This window comes from Actinomadura kijaniata NBRC 14229, from assembly GCF_001552175.1.
GTDB lineage: Bacteria > Actinomycetota > Actinomycetes > Streptosporangiales > Streptosporangiaceae > Spirillospora > Spirillospora kijaniata.
This window is the reverse complement of sequence record NZ_BCQR01000020.1, coordinates 1-15,710: the sequence shown is the minus strand read 5'-3', so window position 1 is coordinate 15,710 and position 15,710 is coordinate 1. Positions and strand designations below refer to the sequence as shown.

General features: G+C 73.0%; 13 protein-coding genes. 8 read left to right on the top strand and 5 right to left on the bottom strand.

Annotated features, from left to right (window positions below; all coding sequences use genetic code 11):
• Positions 1-71: 71 nt before the first annotated feature.
• The 4 genes from AKI01S_RS07590 to soxR all read left to right on the top strand — a co-directional run bounded on the left by AKI01S_RS07590 (position 72) and on the right by soxR (position 3,994).
• Positions 72-1,889, top strand: coding sequence for a phosphoenolpyruvate carboxykinase (GTP) (locus AKI01S_RS07590; protein WP_174567360.1), 1,818 nt, complete (start codon positions 72-74; stop codon positions 1,887-1,889).
• A gap of 204 nt (positions 1,890-2,093) precedes the next feature.
• On the top strand, positions 2,094-2,795 hold the full coding sequence (locus AKI01S_RS54620; RefSeq protein WP_067813303.1) for a Clp protease N-terminal domain-containing protein: 702 nt from the start codon (positions 2,094-2,096) through the stop codon (positions 2,793-2,795).
• Complete coding sequence (locus AKI01S_RS07580) at positions 2,788-3,381, top strand: HdeD family acid-resistance protein (protein WP_067813301.1); 594 nt, start codon at positions 2,788-2,790, stop codon at positions 3,379-3,381. Before AKI01S_RS54620 ends, AKI01S_RS07580 begins: the two co-directional genes overlap by 8 nt.
• Before the next feature lie 49 nt (positions 3,382-3,430).
• Positions 3,431-3,994 (top strand): redox-sensitive transcriptional activator SoxR, encoded by a 564-nt coding sequence (soxR, locus tag AKI01S_RS07575; RefSeq protein ID WP_218009592.1) that lies wholly within the window; start codon positions 3,431-3,433, stop codon positions 3,992-3,994.
• 16 nt (positions 3,995-4,010) lie between these two features.
• Here the strand turns inward: soxR and AKI01S_RS07570 are convergent, their stop codons facing one another.
• Both AKI01S_RS07570 and AKI01S_RS07565 read right to left on the bottom strand, forming a co-directional pair.
• The gene (locus AKI01S_RS07570) at positions 4,011-6,425 is read right to left on the bottom strand and encodes a glycoside hydrolase family 65 protein (protein ID WP_067813297.1); all 2,415 of its coding nucleotides are present in this window, start codon (positions 6,423-6,425) and stop codon (positions 4,011-4,013) included.
• Positions 6,422-7,171, bottom strand: coding sequence for a beta-phosphoglucomutase family hydrolase (locus AKI01S_RS07565; RefSeq protein WP_067813294.1), 750 nt, complete (start codon positions 7,169-7,171; stop codon positions 6,422-6,424). Before AKI01S_RS07565 ends, AKI01S_RS07570 begins: the two co-directional genes overlap by 4 nt.
• A gap of 156 nt (positions 7,172-7,327) precedes the next feature.
• Between AKI01S_RS07565 and gnd the strand changes: the two genes are divergently transcribed.
• Positions 7,328-8,752 (top strand): NADP-dependent phosphogluconate dehydrogenase, encoded by a 1,425-nt coding sequence (gene gnd / locus AKI01S_RS07560; RefSeq protein ID WP_067813291.1) that lies wholly within the window; start codon positions 7,328-7,330, stop codon positions 8,750-8,752.
• Between the two features lie 12 nt (positions 8,753-8,764).
• Here the strand turns inward: gnd and AKI01S_RS07555 are convergent, their stop codons facing one another.
• Positions 8,765-9,694 carry an NADP-dependent oxidoreductase gene (locus tag AKI01S_RS07555; protein ID WP_067813289.1) on the bottom strand — a complete coding sequence of 310 codons (930 nt, stop codon included), beginning with the start codon at positions 9,692-9,694 and terminating at the stop codon, positions 8,765-8,767.
• A 100-nt stretch (positions 9,695-9,794) separates the two neighbouring features.
• Here AKI01S_RS07555 and AKI01S_RS07550 point away from each other — a divergent pair, with 100 nt between their 5' ends.
• On the top strand, positions 9,795-10,772 hold the full coding sequence (locus AKI01S_RS07550) for a GlxA family transcriptional regulator (protein WP_067813288.1): 978 nt from the start codon (positions 9,795-9,797) through the stop codon (positions 10,770-10,772).
• Here the strand turns inward: AKI01S_RS07550 and AKI01S_RS07545 are convergent.
• Positions 10,759-11,049 (bottom strand): putative quinol monooxygenase, encoded by a 291-nt coding sequence (locus tag AKI01S_RS07545; RefSeq protein WP_067813286.1) that lies wholly within the window; start codon positions 11,047-11,049, stop codon positions 10,759-10,761. The two genes, AKI01S_RS07550 and AKI01S_RS07545, sit on opposite strands and share 14 nt — an antisense overlap.
• 26 nt (positions 11,050-11,075) lie before the next feature.
• Entirely contained in the window at positions 11,076-12,125 is a 1,050-nt protein-coding gene (locus AKI01S_RS07540; RefSeq protein WP_067813284.1) for an aldo/keto reductase, read from the bottom strand.
• Between the two features lie 145 nt (positions 12,126-12,270).
• Here AKI01S_RS07540 and AKI01S_RS07535 point away from each other — a divergent pair, with 145 nt between their 5' ends.
• Together AKI01S_RS07535 and AKI01S_RS07530 are read left to right on the top strand one after the other, a co-directional pair.
• The gene (locus tag AKI01S_RS07535) at positions 12,271-13,131 is read left to right on the top strand and encodes a helix-turn-helix transcriptional regulator (protein ID WP_067813282.1); all 861 of its coding nucleotides are present in this window, start codon (positions 12,271-12,273) and stop codon (positions 13,129-13,131) included.
• A gap of 47 nt (positions 13,132-13,178) precedes the next feature.
• On the top strand, positions 13,179-15,686 hold the full coding sequence (locus tag AKI01S_RS07530) for a DEAD/DEAH box helicase (RefSeq protein ID WP_067813281.1): 2,508 nt from the start codon (positions 13,179-13,181) through the stop codon (positions 15,684-15,686).
• The last annotated feature ends 24 nt before the right edge of the window (positions 15,687-15,710 follow it).

Sequence of the window (15,710 nt, the reverse complement as noted above, 5' to 3'; positions counted from 1 at the left end):
AGACCAAATGGCAAAAACGCAGGGTCTTGTTCATGATGCAGAGATCCTGCGAACTGCTGAAGGAGTTGCCCGTGTCCAACCAGATCCCCGGCCTCGACCAGGCCCCCACCAGTCACGCCGAACTGATTGACTGGGTGCGCGGGATCGCCGAGCTGACCCAGCCCGAGCGAATCGAATGGTGCGACGGCTCGGATGCCGAATGGGAGCGTCTGACCGACCTCCTGGTCGAGCAGGGCACGTTCAAACGCCTCGACCCGAACAAGCGGCCCAACAGCTTCTACGCGGCCTCCGACCCCAGCGACGTCGCGCGAGTAGAGGACCGCACCTACATCTGTTCCGAGAAGGAAGAGGACGCCGGCCCCACCAACAACTGGATCGCGCCCGCCGAGATGCGCGAGACCTTCGGCGAGCTGTTCAAGGGGAGCATGAAGGGCCGCACCATGTACGTGGTGCCCTTCTGCATGGGCCCGCTCGGCGGCAACATCTCCCAGCTCGGCGTCGAGATCACCGACTCGCCCTACGTCGCCGTCTCGATGCGGATCATGACCCGGATGGGCACGCCCGCGCTGCGCCTGATCGAGGAGCGCGGCCAGTTCGTCAAGTGCGTCCACTCCGTCGGCGCGCCGCTGGAGCCGGGGCAGCAGGACGTCCCCTGGCCGTGCAACTCCACCAAGTACATCTCGCACTTCCCCGAGACCCGCGAGATCTGGTCCTACGGCTCCGGCTACGGCGGCAACGCCCTGCTGGGCAAGAAGTGCTACGCGCTGCGCATCGCCTCGACCATGGCCCGCGACGAGGGCTGGATGGCCGAGCACATGCTCGTCCTCAAGCTGACCCCGCCGAACGGCGAGGCCCGCTACGTCGCCGCCGCGTTCCCGTCGGCCTGCGGCAAGACCAACCTCGCCATGCTGGAGCCGACCATCCCCGGCTGGAAGGTCGAGACCATCGGCGACGACATCGCCTGGATGCGCTTCGGCGAGGACGGCCGCCTGTACGCCATCAACCCCGAGGCCGGGTTCTTCGGCGTCGCCCCGGGCACCGGCGAGACGACCAACGCCAACGCCGTGAAGACCCTGTGGGGCAACAGCATCTTCACCAACGTCGCCCTGACCGACGACGGCGACGTGTGGTGGGAGGGCCTCACCGACGAGCCCCCGGCCGGCCTGACCGACTGGAAGGGCAACCGCTGGACCCCCGGGTCCGACACCCCGGCGGCCCACCCCAACGCCCGCTTCACCACCCCGGCGTCGCAGTGCCCGATCATCGCGCCGGAGTGGGAGGACCCCAAGGGCGTGCCGATCTCGGCGATCCTGTTCGGCGGCCGCCGCGCCAGCGCCGTGCCGCTGGTCACCGAGGCGTTCGACTGGCAGCAGGGCGTGTTCCTGGGCGCCAACGTCGCCTCCGAGAAGACCGCCGCCGCCGAGGGCAAGGTCGGCGAGCTGCGCCGCGACCCGTTCGCGATGCTGCCGTTCTGCGGCTACAACATGGGCGACTACTTCGCCCACTGGCTGAAGATCGGCAAGTCCACCGACGCCGAGAAGCTGCCGCGCATCTACTACGTCAACTGGTTCCGCAAGAACGCCGACGGCAAGTTCATCTGGCCCGGCTTCGGCGAGAACAGCCGCGTGCTCAAGTGGATCGTGGACCGGCTGAACGGGCAGGCCGACGCCGTCAAGACCCCGATCGGCCACCTGCCGACCAGGGCGGCGCTGGACACCGACGGCCTGGACATCTCCGAGCAGGACCTGGAGACCCTGCTGTCGGTCGACACCGAGGTCTGGAAGGAAGAGGCCGCGCTCGTTCCCGAGCACTTCGAGACCTTCGGCGACCACCTGCCCAAGGAGCTGTGGGACGAGTACAACGCGCTGGTCAACCGCCTGGGCGAGTGACCTGAGCAGGTAGGGGACGGCCCCGGGAGATATCCCCCGGGGCCGTCCCCTTCCTCGTTGACCGGGTGCTTTTGCCCAATCCGGGACGTTCCTTGGTCTTGCCGACCACGCCGCCCGGCTAGCCCTGCACTAGGGCCCCGTGATCGCCGCGGGGCGGGGCGGCGCGTCTCGGGGGAAGCCTTGGCCAGCACACCGTTCGGCTCGATGTCCGACGATCCGTTCCGCGGGTTCGAGTACCTGACGGGGAGGCTGTCCGGCGCGCCCGAGTCCTGGCCGCCGCGCCCCGGCGGGGTGCAGCGGGTGGACGTCGGCGGCATGCTGAGCGGTCCCGGCCGGGAACTGCTGGCCCAGGCGCTGCAACGGGCCGCGCGGCGCGGCGCGCCCGACCTGGACGTGCTGGACCTGCTGGGCGCCGCCGCGCGGACCGACCCGGCGCGCGGGCTGCTGCGCGCCGCCGGGGCCGAACCGGACGCGCTGCTGGCCCGCGTCGGCGACCTCACCGGCTCCGGCACGCCCGGCGAGGCGCCCACCACCCTCACCCCGGCCGCCAAGCGGGCGCTGCTGGACTCCCAGCGGATCTCGCGGGCGCTCCAGGCCGGCTACATCGGGCCCGAGCACCTGCTGCTGGCGCTGGCCGCCAACCCCGACGCGGCCGCCGCGCGACTGCTGGCCGCCCAGGCCGAGTTCGGCGCCCGCCCGCTGCGCCGCGCCCTCCGGCGGGAGGTCGACGACCCGCTGTCGCGGATGCTGCTGAACGGCGAGATCCCCGAGGGCGCGCACGTCCGGATCGACGCGGGCGACGACGTCGCCCTGGCCATCGACGTCCACTCGGCCCCCGTCACGGGCACGGCCACGGTCGCGGGCACGACCACGGGCGCCGACAACACGGGAGGTACCGATGTTTGACATGATCACCCGCAACTGGTGGGTGCTGGCGCTGCGCGGCCTGTTCGCCGTGCTGTTCGGGGTGCTGGCGCTGTTCCGCCCGGAGATCACCCTGTGGGCCATGGTGGTCGTGACCGGTGCCTACGCCCTGGTCGACGGGGTGTTCGGCCTGCTGGCGGCGGTCGGCGGCCGGGGCGGGGCGGCCCGCTGGCTGCTGGCGCTGGTCGGGATCGCGGGCATCGCGTTCGGCATGCTGGCGCTGCTGCGGCCCGGCCTGACCGCGCTGGCGCTGCTGTACCTGATCGCCGGCTGGGCGGTCGTCACCGGCGTCATGGAGATCATCGCGGCGTTCGGGCTGCGCCACGAGGTCGACGGCTCCTGGACCTACGCGCTGACCGGTCTGGTGTCGGTGCTGTTCGGCGTGCTGCTGTTCGCCTGGCCGGTGGACGGCGCGCTGGCGATGGTGCGGGTCGTCGGGATCGTCGCGCTGGTGTTCGGGGCGCTGCTGATCGGCGGGGCGTTCCGGGCCCGCGCCCTGGGCAGGCGCGCCGCCGAGCGGTACCGGCACCAGGCCGGGTCCGGCGGGACGTCGGCCGCGCCGCTGTAGGGCCCGCGGGAGTGGACGGGGGGTTCCACGCGCCGCCCGGCCTCATAGGATGCCGGACATGACGCGTCTGGAGTACAGGGTCAACGAGCTGACCGTGGGACAGCTCGCCGAACGCAGCGGGGTCGCGGTCTCGGCGCTGCACTTCTACGAGTCCAAGGGCCTCATCACCAGCCGCCGCACGGCCGGCAACCAGCGGCGCTTCTCCCGCGACACGCTGCGCCGGGTCGCGTTCATCAAGGTCTCCCAGCGGGTCGGCATCCCGCTCGCCACGATCAAGGAGGCGCTGGAGACGCTGCCGTGCGAGCGGACCCCCACCGCCGAGGACTGGGCGCGGCTGTCGGAGATGTGGCGCGCCGACCTGGACGAGCGCATCGAGCAGCTGCGCAAGCTGCGCGACAGCCTCGACGACTGCATCGGCTGCGGCTGTCTGTCCATCCGCAAGTGCGCCCTGGCCAACCCCTACGACCGGCTCGGCGACCAGGGGCCCGGGCCGCGGCGGCTGCTGGTCCGCCACGACCCCGGCGAGGACGCCGCCCCGGCCCCGGTCGCGGTCGGGACCGGCGGGGACGCCGGGCCGGACTGCTGCGACCCCTGCGCCCCCGCCGACCGCTGACCGGACGCCGCCCGCCCTAGCGGGTGCCGCGCGTGGAGCGGGTGCGCGGGTCCAGGCGGCGCGGCATGGGGGCGCGGCCCGGCGGCTGGGACGGCGCCTGGGACGGCGCCTGGAGCTTGGGGATGGGCAGCTCGGCGGGCTCGTCGGCCAGCGTGACCTCCTCGCCGTGGTGCAGCAGCTTCAGGCCCCGCCCGTCCAGCAGCTCGTAGACGGCGCTGTCGTGGGTGACGGTGACCTTGATCCGGTTGTCCCGGTAGCGCATCCGGAACGCCATGCGGCTGATCCCGGCGGGCAGCCGCGGCGCGAACCGCAGCACCCCGTCCGCGGCCCGCATCCCGCCGAACCCGGCGACCAGCCCCGACCACGCCCCGGCCATCGACGCGATGTGCAGGCCGTCGCGGGTGTTGCGGTTCAGGTCGTGCAGGTCCAGCAGCGCGGTCTCGCCGAGGTAGTCGTGCGCCAGGTCCAGATGCCCCACCTCGGCGGCGATCACGGCCTGGGTCTGCGCCGACAGCGACGAGTCCCGGACGGTGATCGCCTCGTAGTACTCGAAGTTGCGGGCCTTCTGCTCGGGCGTGAACGCCTCCCCGCACAGGTGCATCGCCAGCACCAGGTCCGGCTGCTTGACCACCTGCTTGCGGTACAGGTCGAAGTAGGGGAAGTTCAGCAGCAGCGGGTACTGGTCGGGCTTGGTGGCCTGGAAGTCCCAGCGGGCGTGGTTGGTGAAACCCTCGCTCTGCGGGTGCACGCCGAGCCGGTCGTCGTAGGGGATCAGCATCGCCGCGGCCGCGTCCCGCCAGGAGGCGGCCTCCTCGGTGGTCACCCCGAGCCGGTCGGCCAGGTCGGGGTGGCGCATCGCCATGTCGGCGGCCTCCTGGAGGTTCCGCCGCGCCATGAGGTTGGTGTAGACGTTGTTGTCGACCACGGCGGTGTACTCGTCGGGGCCGGTGACGCCGTCGATGCGGAACACGCCCTCCACGTCGTGGTGGCCGAGTCCGCGCCACAGCCGGGCCGTGTTGACCAGCAGCTCCAGCCCGACCTCGCGTTCGAACCGCTCGTCCCGCGTGGCGTCCACGTACCGCACGACCGCGTCGGCGATGTCGGCGTTGATGTGGAACGCCGCCGTGCCCGCGGGCCAGTAGCCCGACGTCTCCTGCCCCCGGATCGTCCGCCACGGGAACGCCGCGCCCGGCAGCCCGAGCTGCTGCGCGCGCTGCTGCGCCAGCGACAGCGTCATGTGCCGCCAGGCCAGGGCGTCGGCGGCGGCCGGGGGGTAGGTGTAGGTCAGCACCGGCAGCACGAACGTCTCGGTGTCCCAGAACGTGTGCCCGTCGTAGCCGGGGCCGGTGAGGCCCTTGGCGGGGATCATGCGGCGTTCGGCGCGGGCCCCGGACTGCAGGATGTGGAACAGCCCGAACCGCACCGCCTGCTGGATCTCGGCGTCGCCGTCGACCTCGACGTCGGCGCCGCACCAGAACTCGTCGAGGAACTCGCGCTGCTCGCGCAGCAGCCCCTCCCAGCCGGTGTGGCGGGCGCCCGCCAGCGCCGCCACCACCTGGTCGTGCAGCGCGGGCCGGGACCGGCGGCTGGACCAGCCGTAGGCGACGTACTTGACGATCCGCAGCTTCTGGCCGGGCTCCAGCCGGGTCGCGACCGTCAGCCGCCCCACGTCCGGGGAGCTCTCGGTGTCCAGCTCCATCGACTCGGGGCCGTCGATCTCGTGGGACATGCCCGCCGCCATCCGCAGGCCGCTCTCGCGGGTGTGGTGCAGCAGCAGGACCTTGGTGCCGTTGGCGACGTGCTCCTCGCTCACCAGCGGGGAGTCCAGCACGGCGGACTCGCGGGGGTCGCGGCCGGACCGCGGCAGCGCCTCGTTGGCGACCAGCTCGGACTGGGCCACGACGCGGACGGAGTGCCCGACCGGCTCGACCTCGTAGCAGATCGCCACCACGGCCCGCTGCACCAGCGACACCATCCGCACCGACCGGATCCGCACGGTGCGCTCGGCGGGGGAGGTCCACTCGACCTCGCGGGTGAGGGTGCCCGCCCGCATGTCCAGGATGCGTTCGTGGTGGTGCAGGCGGCCGTAGCGCACGTCGAACGGCTCGTCGTCCACCAGCAGCCGGATCAGCTTGCCGTTGGTGACGTTGATGACGGTCTGTCCCTCTTCGGGATAGCCGTAGGCGGTCTCGGCGTGGGGCAGGGGGCGTTCCTCGTAGAGGGAGTTGAGGTAGGTGCCCGGCAGGCCGTGCGGCTCTCCCTCGTCGAGGTTGCCGCGGATGCCCACGTGCCCGTTGGCGAGCGCGAACACCGACTCGCTCTGCGCGAGCCGGTCCAGCCGCAGCTCGCTCTCGCGCACGCACCACGGCTCCACCTCGTACATCGGGCGGGGCGTGCTCTGCTCTTCCTCTCGCGCGGCGCGCTGTGTCATGCGTCCTCCAGCAGCTCCGACAGGTCGCCGACCACCACGTCGGCGCCGTGCTCGGCCAGGGCGGCGGCGTGCTCGTCGTCCACCCGGTTCACCCCGACGACGTAACCGAACTTTCCGGCGCGTCCCGCCTCGACCCCCGCCAGCGCGTCCTCGAACACGGCGGCGCGGTCGGCGGGGACGCCCAGCTCGCGCGCGCCCTCCAGGAACGTGTCGGGGGCGGGCTTGCCGGGCAGGTCGCGTTCGGCGGCCACGACCCCGTCGACCCGGGCGTCGAACAGGTCGGTGATCCCGACGGTCCGCAGCACCTCCACGGTGTTGGCGCTGGAGGACACCACGGCGGTCTTCAGGCCGTTGCGGCGGGCGCGCCGCAGGTACTCGACCGAGCCGTCGAAGACCTTGACGCCCTGCTCGCGGATGAGCTGGAGGACCAGCTCGTTCTTGCGGTTGCCGAGTCCGCGCACGGTCTCCCTGGCGGGTGGGTCGTCGGGTGTCCCCTCCGGTAGCTCGATCCCCCGCGACCGCAGGAACGAGCGCGTGCCGTCCTCGCGGCGCTTGCCGTCCACGTACCGGCCGTAGTCCTTGTTCGGGTCGAACTCGCGGAACGGCTCCCCGGTGCGCTCGGCGCGGGCGCGCAGGTACTCGTCGAACATCCGCTTCCAGGCGGCGGCGTGGACGGAGGCGGTGTCGGTCAGCACCCCGTCCAGGTCGAACAGGCACGCGTCGATCTGCTCGGGCAGTCCCAGCATCGTTCCTCTTCCGGCGGCGTTTTTCGGTAAAGACCGTGTGGTCCCACCTTCACGGCTCTTCCCAGCCGGAACAAGGACATGCCGCCGGGAGTTGCCCGAACCAGGAGAGGAACCCGCTGCGTACCACGCGGTGGTGACCACACGAAGGAGAAGGCGATGCAGAAGGCGCAGATCGGCGTGACCGGACTGGCGACGATGGGCCGCAACCTGGCCCGGAACTTCGCCCGGCGCGGCCATACCGTGGCCGTTCACAACCGGACCGCCGCGCGCACCAAGGCCCTGGTCGAGGAGTTCGGGCACGAGGGGACGTTCGTGCCCGCCGAGACGGCCGAGGAGTTCGTCGCCGCCCTGGAGCGCCCCCGCCGCCTGGTGGTCATGGTGAAGGCGGGCGCGCCCACCGACGCGGTGATCGACGAGTTCGCGCCGCTGCTGGAGCCCGGCGACATGATCGTGGACGGGGGCAACGCGCACTTCGCCGACACCCGCCGCCGCGAGGCCGCCCTCCGCGAACGCGGCATCCACTTCGTCGGGGCCGGGATCTCCGGCGGCGAGGAGGGCGCGCTGAACGGCCCCAGCATCATGCCGGGCGGCCCGGCCGAGTCCTACGAGGCCCTGGGGCCGCTGCTGGAGTCGATCGCCGCGAACGTGGACGGCGTGCCGTGCGTCACCCACATCGGTCCGGACGGGGCCGGACATTTCGTGAAGATGGTGCACAACGGCATCGAGTACGCCGACATGCAGTTGATCGCCGAGTCCTACGACCTGCTGCGGCACGCCGCCGGGCTGTCCCCGGCCGAGATCGCCGAGGTGTTCCGGACCTGGAACACCGGGCGGCTGGAGTCCTACCTGATCGAGATCACCGCCGAGGTGCTGGCGCACACCGACGCCGCGACCGGGGAGCCGTTCGTGGACGTGGTGCTGGACCGCGCCGAGCAGAAGGGCACCGGCCGCTGGACCGTGCAGACCGCCCTGGACCTCGGCGTCCCGGTCGGCGGGATCGCCGAGGCGGTGTTCGCGCGGTCGGTGTCGGGCCACGCCGACCTGCGGGAGGCGGCGCGGGACCTGCCGGGGCCGGCGCGCGAGGCCACCGAGGACGCCGCGTTCGCCGACGCCGTCGAGCGGGCCCTGTACGCCTCCAAGATCGTCGCGTACGCGCAGGGCTTCCACCAGATCCAGGCCGCCAGCGCCGAGTACGGCTGGGACGTGGACCTGGGCGCGGTCGCCACGATCTGGCGCGGCGGCTGCATCATCCGGGCCCGCTTCCTGGACCGCATCCGCGCCGCCTACGAGGCCGACCCGCGCACGGTGACGCTGCTGACCGACGGTTACTTCGCCGAGGCGCTGGCCGAGGCGCAGGACGCCTGGCGGGGCGTGGTGGCCACCGCCGCCCGCCTCGGCATCCCCACGCCCGGCTTCTCCAGCGCCCTGGCCTACTACGACTCGCTGCGCGCCGAGCGCCTGCCCGCCGCCCTCACCCAGGGCCAGCGCGACTTCTTCGGCGCGCACACCTACCGGCGCGTGGACCGCGAGGGGGCGTTCCACACCCTCTGGTCCGACGGCCGCCGCGAGGTCGAGGCCTGACCGGCCCCCGGCTCAGCCGACCGTCAGCACGATCTTGCCGCTGGTGCGCCCGGTCTGCCCGGCCCGGTGCGCCTCGGCCACCCGCTCCAGCGGCAGGACCGTGGCCACGTGCGGGCGCAGCGCGCCCGCCTCGACCAGCCGGGTGATCTCCAGCAGGCCGCCCCGGTCCGCCTCGACGATCATGAATCCGGCGCGCCGCCCGATCGCGGCGGCCTCCTCCGCCAGGTACGCCTCGGCGGGGGAGGCCAGCGCGACCAGGACCCCGCCGGGCCGCAGGACCCGCAGCGAACGCGGCCCGTACTCGCCGCCGACCGTGTCGACCACCACGTCGACGTCGCGGACGACCTCCTCGAACGGGACCGCGCGGTAGTCGACCACCTCGTCGGCGCCCAGCTCCTTGACGAACGCGTGCTTGCCCTCGCTCGCCGTCCCGATCACGTACGCGCCGCGCGCCTTGGCGATCTGCACGGCCAGGTGCCCGACGCCGCCCGCCGCCGCGTGCACCAGCACCCGCTGCCCCGGCCGCACGCCGGCGGTGTCCACCAGCGCCTGCCAGGCGGTGAGCGCCGCCAGCGGCAGCGCGGCGGCCGTGACGTGGTCCAGCCCGGCGGGCTTGCGCACCAGGTGCCGCGCGGGGGCGACCAGGTACTCGGCGTAGGCCCCGGCGGGCAGCGGCTGGCGCGGCATCCCGTACACCTCGTCGCCCGGCGCGAACAGCGTCACCCCGGGCCCGACCGCCTCGACCACGCCCGACACGTCCCAGCCCAGCCGGACCGGGCGGCCGGCCAGCCCGCCGGTCTCCCGGTGCCACCAGTCGGTCGGGTTGACCCCGGCGGCGCGCACCCGCACCAGGACCTCGGCCGGGCCGGGCTCGGGGCGTTCCACCTCCACGATCTCCAGCGTCTCGGGTCCGCCCAGCCGGTCCTGCTCCACAGCGCGCATCGCGTCCGCTCCCTCACTGTTCTCGGTACGTGACCGACTTTCGCGGATCCGCCCGGGGCGGGCGAGTGGCCAGATGGCCATGGTGTGAAAGGATCTGGCCATGCATCGTGTCGTGGTCCTGGCGCTCGACGGCGTCTATCCGTTCGAGCTCGGCATCCCCAAGCGCGTCTTCAGCACCGCCGCCGCACCCGACGGCAGCCCCCTCTACGACGTGGTCACCTGCGGGCTGACCAGTGGTCCCGTCCGGACCGACGCCGACTTCGCCATCCACGTCGAGCACGGCCTGGAGGCGCTGGAGGCCGCCGACACCGTGGTGATCCCGCCGTTCGTCTGCGACCCGGCCGAGGACCGCGAGTGGCTGCCCGGTCCGCTGGCCGAGGCGCTGACGCGGCTGCGGCCGGGCACCCGCCTGGTGTCGATCTGCACCGCCTCCTACGTGCTGGCGGAGGCGGGCCTGCTCGACGGACGTCCCGCCGCGACCCACTGGAACGAGGCCGAACGCTTCCGGCGCCGCTTCCCCGACGTCCGGCTGGACCCCGACGTGCTGTTCGTCGACGACGGCGACCTGCTCACCGCCGCCGGGGCGGCCTCCGGCATCGACCTGTGCCTGCACCTGGTCCGCCGCGACCACGGCAGCGCCGTCGCCAACCGCACCGCGCGGCTGTGCGTGGTGCCGCCCTGGCGCGAGGGCGGCCAGGCCCAGTTCATCGAACGGCCGGTGCCCGAGCCGCGCGACACCTCCACGGCCGCGACCCGCCAGTGGGCCCTGGAGCACCTGGACCGGCCGCTGACCCTGTCGGACCTGGCCCGCCACGCGCGGATGAGCGTGCGCACCTTCTCCCGCCGCTTCCGCGACGAGGTGGGCCTGACCCCCGGCCAGTGGCTGACCCGCCAGCGCGTCGAGCACGCCCGCCGCCTGCTGGAGACCACCGACCTTCCGGTGGACCGGGTCGCGGCCGAGTCGGGCTTCGGCACGGCCGCGTCCCTGCGCCAGCACATGGCCGCCACCCTCGGGGTCCCGCCGAGCGCCTACCGGCAGACGTTCCGCGCCGAGGCGCCGGCGGTCACCCGGCGGTGACCAGGCGGCGGATCGTGAGGGGTTCGGCGAGGACCAGGTCCAGGACCTGCCGGACGTGCCGGAAGTGCGGGGTGGCGAAGTGCTCCTCCAGCGCGTCCGGGCCGGTCCACTCCTCGACGACCACCATGCGGGCGGGGTCGTTGGGGTCGGCGTAGGGGCGGTAGGCCAGGCAGCCGGGCTCCTCCAGGGAAGGCTCGATCATCGCCTCCAGGGCGGTGCGGAGCCGGTCCTCGTGGCCGGGGGAGGCCAGGCACTCGGCGACGACGTACAGCGACACGGGGTTCTCCTCGGGGAGGGGCGCGGTCAGGGGCGGGCGGGGCCGGCGCCCGCGCCGGTCGTGGTGATCGCGGTCGCGATCTCGTCCAGGTCGGCCGGGGTCAGCGCGAGCGAACCGGCGTTGATCCAGCCGTCCACCTGGGCGGGGCGGCGCGCGCCGACGATCGCGCCGGTGATGCCGGGCCAGGCCAGCGTCCAGGCGATGGCGACCTCGGCCACGGTCGCGCCGTGGCGTTCGGCGACCGGGCGCAGCGCGTCGGCCAGCGCCAGGTTGGCGGCCAGCCCGGTGGTGAAGTCGGCGTGCCCGGAGCGCCAGTCGTCGGCGGGCAGGTTCGCGGCGCGTTCGGCGGTGAACGCGCCGGTCAGCAGGCCCGACTGGAGCGGCGAGTAGACGATCACGCCGGCGCCGTGCGCGTGCGCCCAGGCGATCTCCTCGGCGGCCGAGCGGTTGATCGCCGAGAACGGCGGCTGGACCGCGTCCACGTGCGCGACCTTCTCGGCGCGGTCCAGCAGGTCGGGGGCGTGGTTGGACAGGCCGATCGCCCGGACCTTGCCCTCGGCCTTCAGGTCGGCCATGACCTGCCAGTACTCCTCCAGCGGGGTGGCGTTGGGCGACACCGCGCCGAACCCGCCCCCGGCGTACTCCAGCGCCTCGCCGGTGTCGGGGTAGTGCACCTGGTACAGGTCGATCGTCTCCAGGCCCAGGCGGCGCAGCGAGTCCTCGACCTCGCGGCGGACGCTGGCGGGCTTCATGATCCGGCGCGGGGACGCCTCGGGGTCCTCGGGGTCCCAGACCAGCCCGGCCTTGGTGAAGACCAGCGGGCGGTCGGCCTCGGGCAGGCCGGCGACCGCGCGGCCGACCAGCTCCTCGGAGTGGCCGAGGCCGTAGACGGCGGCGGTGTCGATCCAGTTGACGCCGGACTCCACCGCGTGCCGGATCGCCGCGACCGACTCGGCGTCGTCGGTGGCGCCCCACGCGAAGCGCCAGCCGGAGCCGGACACCGCCCAGGAGCCGAAGCCCACGGTGGTGATGTCCATGCCGGTGGTGCCGAGCGGGCGGGTGGGAAGGGTGGTCATCGTCGAACGCTCCTCGCGGTTCGGATGCCGGAGCCGTTCCGGCGATCACCACTCTGGCCACCGGCGAGGGGGTTACCCAGTGGCGGCCGGAGCCTGGGCACGGCATGACCAGGCTCGCGGACGGGCGGGCCGGGATACTGGCCGCATGGCTCTGGACAGGCGTGCGGAACTCGGCGAATTCCTCCGGTCCCGGCGGGCCCGGCTGCGGCCCGAGGAGGTGGGGCTGCCCGACTACGGCGGGCGCCGCCGCGTCCCCGGCCTGCGCCGGGAGGAGCTGGCCCGGCTGGCCGGGGTGAGCGTGGACCACTACGTCCGGCTCGAACAGGGCCGCACGCTGCACTTCTCCGAGGCGGTGCTGGACGCGGTCGCCCGCGCGCTGCGCCTGGACCCGGTGGAGCGCGAGCACCTGTTCCGGCTGGCCCGCCCCTGGAACGGCGGCGAGACCCCCGGGCCCCAGCGGGTCCGGCCGGGCCTGCGGCGGCTGCTGGACTCGGCCGCCGACGTCCCGGCCTACATCGTCGGCCGCAACACCGACGTGCTCGCCTGGAACCCGCTGGCCGCCGCCCTGATCACCGACTTCGGCGCGCTGCCGCCCCGCCAGCGCAACCTGGCCCGCCTGGTCTGCCTGGACGAGGGCGTGCGGCACCTGTACGCCGACTGGCCCGGCAAGGTCGAGGACGTGGCCGCCTACCTGCGGCTGGACGCGGGCCGCCACCCCGGCGACCCCGCCACCGCCGCGCTGCTGGCCGAGCTGGAGGCCGCCAGCCCCGAGTTCCGCGCGGCGTGGGCCCGGCACCGGATCAGGGACAAGACGCACGGCCGCTACGTCTACCGGCACCCCGCCGTCGGCGAGCTGGACCTCGGCTTCGAGACGCTGCGGCTGCCCGACGACCCCGACCAGGCCCTGGTCGCCCACACCGTCGAGGAGGACTCGCCGTCGCAGACCGCGCTGCGGCTGCTGGCCGCCTGGGCGCGGGACGGAAAGGCGGCGACCCGGTCCTCGTGAGCGGCGGTTTGGCTCATCCAGTGGGCCGGTGAGGGCAGGATGGAGGGGTGAGTCTTCTCGATCAGCTTCCAGCCGGTGACGATGTCAGCCCCGACGCGCTCTTCGAGGCGTTCGAGTCGTGGGTGTCGGGGCGCGGCATCACGCTGTACCCCGCCCAGGAGGAGGCGTTGATCGAGGTCGTCTCCGGTTCCAACGTGATCCTGGCCACTCCCACCGGCTCGGGCAAGAGCCTGGTGGCGGCCGGCGCCCTGTTCGCGGCGCTGGCGAGCGACCAGGTCGGCTTCTACACCGCGCCGATCAAGGCGCTGGTGTCGGAGAAGTTCTTCGACCTGGTGGAGATGTTCGGCCGGGAGAACGTCGGCATGATGACCGGCGACGCCAGCGTCAACGCCGACGCCCCGATCATCTGCTGCACCGCCGAGGTGCTGGCCAACATGGCGCTGCGGGACGGCGCCGACGCCGACGTCGGCGTGGTCGTCATGGACGAGTTCCACTTCTACTCCGAGCCCGAGCGCGGCTGGGCCTGGCAGATCCCGATCCTGGAGCTGCCGCAGGCGCAGTTCCTGCTGATGTCGGCGACCCTCGGCGACGTGGCGTTCTTCCAGCAGGACCTGACCCGGCGCACCGGGCGGCCGACCGCGCTGGTCACCTCCGCCGAACGGCCCGTCCCGCTGATCTACGACTACCGGGTCACGCCGCTGCACGAGACCATCGAGGAGCTGCTCGCCGAGCGCAAGGCCCCGATCTACCTGGTCCACTTCACCCAGGCCGCCGCCGTGGAGCGGGCGCAGTCGCTGATGAGCATCAACGTCTGCACCAAGGAGGAGAAGGCGAGGATCGCCGAGCTGATCGGCGGTTTCCGCTTCACCACCCGGTTCGGCCGCAACCTGTCGCGGTTCGTGCGGCACGGCATCGGCGTCCACCACGCCGGGATGCTGCCCAAGTACCGGCGGCTGGTGGAGAAGCTCGCGCAGGCGGGCCTGCTGAAGGTGATCTGCGGCACCGACACCCTCGGCGTCGGCGTCAACGTGCCCATCCGCACCGTGGTGTTCACCGCGCTCAGCAAGTACGACGGGCACCGGGTGCGGCGGCTGCGGGCCCGCGAGTTCCACCAGATCGCCGGGCGGGCGGGCCGCGCCGGGTTCGACACCGTCGGCTTCGTCGTCGCGCAGGCCCCCGACCACGTGGTCGAGAACGAGCGGGCCCTGGCCAAGGCCGGCGACGACCCCAAGAAGCGCCGCAAGGTCCAGCGCAAGAAGCCCCCGGAGGGCTTCGTCGGCTGGGACGAGGAGACCTTCCGCAAGCTCCAGGAGGCCGAACCGGAGGTCCTGCGCTCCCGCTTCCAGGTCAGCCACGCCATGCTGCTGTCGGTGATCGCCCGGCCGGGCAACGCGTTCCAGGCCATGAAGCGGCTGCTCACCGACAACCACGAGGACCGGTCGGCCCAGCGCCGGCACATCTCCCGCGCCATCGCGATCTACCGTTCGCTGCTGGCCGGGGGCGTGGTGGAGACCCTGGAGGTCCCCGACGAGCAGGGCCGCTACGCCCGCATCACCGTGGACCTCCAGGAGGACTTCGCGCTCAACCAGCCGCTCAGCACGTTCGCGCTGGCCACGTTCGAGATCCTCGACCCCGCCTCGCCCACCTACGCGCTGGACGTGCTGTCGGTGATCGAGGCGATCCTGGACGACCCGCGCCAGGTGCTGGCCGCCCAGCTCAACAAGGCGCGCGGCGAGGCCGTCGCGGAGATGAAGGCCGAGGGCATCGAGTACGAGGAGCGCATGGAGCTGCTCCAGGACGTCGACTACCCCAAGCCGCTGGAGGAGGAGCTGCGCGCCGCCTACGAGGTGTACCGGACCGGGCACCCGTGGGTCGGCGACCACGAGCTCAGCCCCAAGAGCGTCGTGCGCGACATGTACGAACGGGCGATGACGTTCACCGAGTACACCGCCCACTACGAGCTGGCCCGCGCCGAGGGTCTGGTGCTGCGGTACCTGTCGGGCTGCTACAAGGCGCTCCAGCAGACCGTCCCCGAGTCGATCAAGAACGACGACCTGATCGACCTCATCGAGTGGCTGGGCGAGCTGGTCCGCCAGGTCGACTCCAGCCTGCTCGACGAGTGGGAGCAGCTGGCCCACCCCGCCGACGAGCCCGTCGAGAAGGCGATCGAGGAGAAGGTCACCCGGGTCACCGCCAACGCCCGCGCGTTCCGCGTCCTGGTCCGCAACGCGATGTTCCGCCGCGTCGAGCTGGCCGCCCTGGAGCGCTACCACGCGCTCGGCGAGCTGGACCCCGACTTCGGGGCCGACGCCTGGGCGGAGGCGATGGACGCCTACTTCGAGGAGCACGACGAGCTGCTGACCGGCCCGAACGCGCGCGGCCCCAAGCTGCTCCAGATCGAGGAGGTCCCCGCGGACGCGCTGTGGCGGGTCCGGCAGGTCTTCGACGACCCGCAGGGCCACCACGACTGGGGCATCAGCGCCGAGGTCGACCTCACCGGGTCCGACGAGGCGGGCGAGGCCGTGATCAGGGTGCTGGCGGTCGACCGGCTGTAGGCCGGTCGCGGGCCGGTCGCGGGG

Coding starts and splice junctions, on each gene's coding strand:
- AKI01S_RS54620 (WP_067813303.1), top strand. CDS start 2,094: ATGTCCGACGATCCGTTCCGCGGGTTCGAGTACCTGACGGGGAGGCTG.
- AKI01S_RS07580 (WP_067813301.1), top strand. CDS start 2,788: ATGTTTGACATGATCACCCGCAACTGGTGGGTGCTGGCGCTGCGCGGC.
- soxR (WP_218009592.1), top strand. CDS start 3,431: ATGCCGGACATGACGCGTCTGGAGTACAGGGTCAACGAGCTGACCGTG.
- AKI01S_RS07570 (WP_067813297.1), bottom strand. CDS start 6,425: ATGACACAGCGCGCCGCGCGAGAGGAAGAGCAGAGCACGCCCCGCCCG.
- AKI01S_RS07565 (WP_067813294.1), bottom strand. CDS start 7,171: ATGCTGGGACTGCCCGAGCAGATCGACGCGTGCCTGTTCGACCTGGAC.
- gnd (WP_067813291.1), top strand. CDS start 7,328: ATGCAGAAGGCGCAGATCGGCGTGACCGGACTGGCGACGATGGGCCGC.
- AKI01S_RS07555 (WP_067813289.1), bottom strand. CDS start 9,694: ATGCGCGCTGTGGAGCAGGACCGGCTGGGCGGACCCGAGACGCTGGAG.
- AKI01S_RS07550 (WP_067813288.1), top strand. CDS start 9,795: ATGCATCGTGTCGTGGTCCTGGCGCTCGACGGCGTCTATCCGTTCGAG.
- AKI01S_RS07540 (WP_067813284.1), bottom strand. CDS start 12,125: ATGACCACCCTTCCCACCCGCCCGCTCGGCACCACCGGCATGGACATC.
- AKI01S_RS07535 (WP_067813282.1), top strand. CDS start 12,271: ATGGCTCTGGACAGGCGTGCGGAACTCGGCGAATTCCTCCGGTCCCGG.